The following is a 2,753-nucleotide window of genomic DNA, read 5'->3' on the forward strand; positions in this document are numbered from 1 at the left end:
GTCTTCGCTTGGGAGGATAAATTCAAGCGCTTATTGCTGCGCTTCGAGCGGATCAGCAAGTTGCACTATGCCTTGAAAACTCTGGCTTACACTCTGATCAATCTGCGGCATTTCTGCCAGGGTTAACCCATTTGTCATTCATCCCTTTTGAGGTCTCGGCAATAGAGACTCAGAGTTGTCGTGCTTTGAAGTCAGAAATATGGGCAAGAGTAGCAGGAAATCGATCCTAATCGATCGTTCTGTTCCTTTAAAAGCTCAACTTGGCCTTGCTATTCAATCTCTCCTATCAACTTTTATGCAAAACCCACAACCAGTTATAACAAACCGCCGTAGCGATCGTTTGGGTCTGAGTATCAGATAGCGGTTGAGGGGTGTGATGAGTGTTCATTGGAGTGAACTCGGAGGGATGAGGTTACAGGGCAACGGGAATCCACAAGCCCTGCTTTGCATCAATTACCCGTTTAGATTGCGGTACAGCGCGACAGCCAATGCCTGTGGCTCGACCTGTTGATGACAGGTAAACGGTAAACATCAGCAATAGCGATTCATCTTCAAACGAGTAAGTGGGCATTGGGCAGTCCTCCTGATAAACCGCCAACATGTTCTTATACCAGTCCTTATCATCAAAGCTGGGGTCATAGGTATCGATCACTGCTTCATTGTCCTCCCACAGAACAATCCCTGCCCCTTCTCGACCGTAGATGGGCTTTTCCCACACCTGTCCTAGCTGATGAGACTTTGCCTCTTCATAGGTGCAGTAGGTTTGAGGAATGAGCGTTTTGATCCAGTGTTGGGTGTCCGGATCAAAGCGATCCGAGTGAACGCCTTCCCACAGGAATGCGAAGAAACCTTTATTTTGAATGACTTCAGACCGGATGGGCGGCACCCGATAAAGCTGATGCTCCAGCACAAGCTGCTGAAGATAGTCCCATGGTCTTGCCGCAGGAATGGTGCTAAAGTCATGGTCGCTAACCATTTCACCCGTATCTTCAACTAGCCATTCGTTGGGATAGTGAAGAAACAGGTATTGAACGACATCACCCTCCGGTGTCTTCAGGGCAACGTTTTTGGCGATGTCTGTTTCAATCACCAAGTCCTCAGTGTATAGAAATTTAGCCTTGCCGCCAAGCTGCTGGAAGTATCCTATTCTGGCATCGAACGACAGAATATCCTCATGCGCTCCAGCATACGGAAAGGAAAAGTAGACCACATCCTTCCCGTGTCGATAACTTGGGAAAGCCTTCTTAAGGTACTGAACAAAGTCCTGGGTCTGAACCTCTCCCAAGTGTTTGTTTGGACACTGATATCCAAAATGCTCGGCAATCAGCGTGTTGAACACGAATGTCTCTGCCCAGAATCCCGGTGTCGCAGCGTTCGCTTCCAGTACTTTGAAGTCGCTTAGCTGAAACTGACCTTGACTGAAAGCGATGGGATTGACAGCAATATCTAGCCGCATTTCTAAAGCGGGAGTGTTGCATGCCAGGAACTGAGGAACATAATCCTCAGGATAACCCCATTCTAAAATTTCTATATCTGTCAAATTTTGGAAAATCTGAGCGGTTGACGTGGAAAGTGCCCAAAATTCTTCAGCCGCTTTTCGGATGGCTTGACAGAAATTAGAACTGACTACCAGCGGGTCAAAGACAAGATAGGGTCGATGATCTTTGTCGCTTCCTTCGAACAAAGTTAGAACGTCAGCGGGAAGATTGGAATACGCTTCCTCAGATAAGCGATCGAAGAACTGTTTTTTTGATTGGCTACTTAGAGCATCCTGTAGTGATTTCATGTCTAACCTCCAACTCCTCTAGATCCACTACGACCAAAGCTGAGTCCTCGACTGGCACTGGTTGTTTTTCCAGCATTGACCCTGCCAACGCCCGGTGCGTCAAATGAGGCGGTGGAACGAACGGGAGTTGTATTGATCGTTGTTGAAGTGCTCCTTGAAGTTGATGTGATTACCGAATCGCCGTTCATCAACGGACTACCGGATTGATTTGTAATGACCGGGGCTTTTAGAGGAACTGTACCGCCTGTGTTCGTTTGATATCGAGGAACATTTCGTTCCACAACAACTGGATCTCCAGTTCCACTGCGGTAGAAAATGGTGGAGCTACCGGGGTTGTAGTAGTAGCCAGAAGAACCATTGTTGTTATTACAATCGTCCTGGAAGGCAGGCGTGCGCTGTTGATAATCGCAGACCTTGGCACCGTTTACTTCATACACTTGCGTATCTTTTGGAATCGAAGCTTCACATCCGCTGAGGTAAAGCGCAGTGATTAATCCAAGAGAGCCGTAAATCAGAAAGCGCAAATATTTCTTAACCATAATAGGATATACGCTAGGCTTACCTTACTATTCACCAATTTTTCGACACAGCCGGCTTAAGGGGCTAGAAGATACTCGCTTGAAGGAATTTAGGAAGCGTTCCGCACTTCAACAGGGGTAAGTTTAGACTACACCTGGAAGAGAACCAATCCCTAAAGATTATTAAAGCAAGCCAGCAGGTTGTGTCGCAAAAACCATTTATGAAGCCTGTGATGCAGTTTATCCGCTAGAGCCAGAGTTTGACGATCGGGCTGATTTATATTGTCTAATCTGGTATCTTAGTCCCAGGTATTATTCTCCTCACCCTGATGACATTGAGGCTAATAATGCGATCGTCGATCCTATCTTAAACAGATATTTCGGTCAGCATTTCGATGGCAGATTAAAGAAAATATCAGCCATAATGTACGCAGTCTCAGAAATTTCAG

2 protein-coding genes are annotated in these 2,753 nt (G+C 46.5%); both read right to left on the reverse strand.

The features are described 5' to 3' along the window. Positions 1-412: 412 nt before the first annotated feature. Entirely contained in the window at positions 413-1,786 is a 1,374-nt protein-coding gene (locus H6F80_RS28425) for a glutathionylspermidine synthase family protein (protein ID WP_190794876.1), read from the reverse strand. A gap of 2 nt (positions 1,787-1,788) precedes the next feature. Further along, a complete protein-coding gene (locus tag H6F80_RS28430; protein ID WP_190794877.1) occupies positions 1,789-2,325 on the reverse strand; it encodes a phage tailspike protein in 537 nt (178 codons plus the stop codon). Positions 2,326-2,753 lie beyond the last annotated feature (428 nt).

The sequence above is a fragment of the Leptolyngbya sp. FACHB-711 genome, assembly GCF_014695615.1.
GTDB lineage: Bacteria > Cyanobacteriota > Cyanobacteriia > Elainellales > Elainellaceae > Leptolyngbya_A.

Bases quoted from the DNA above. Each gene is read 5' to 3' on its own strand.
- H6F80_RS28425 (WP_190794876.1), bottom strand. From the start codon at position 1,786: ATGAAATCACTACAGGATGCTCTAAGTAGCCAATCAAAAAAACAGTTC.
- H6F80_RS28430 (WP_190794877.1), bottom strand. From the start codon at position 2,325: ATGGTTAAGAAATATTTGCGCTTTCTGATTTACGGCTCTCTTGGATTA.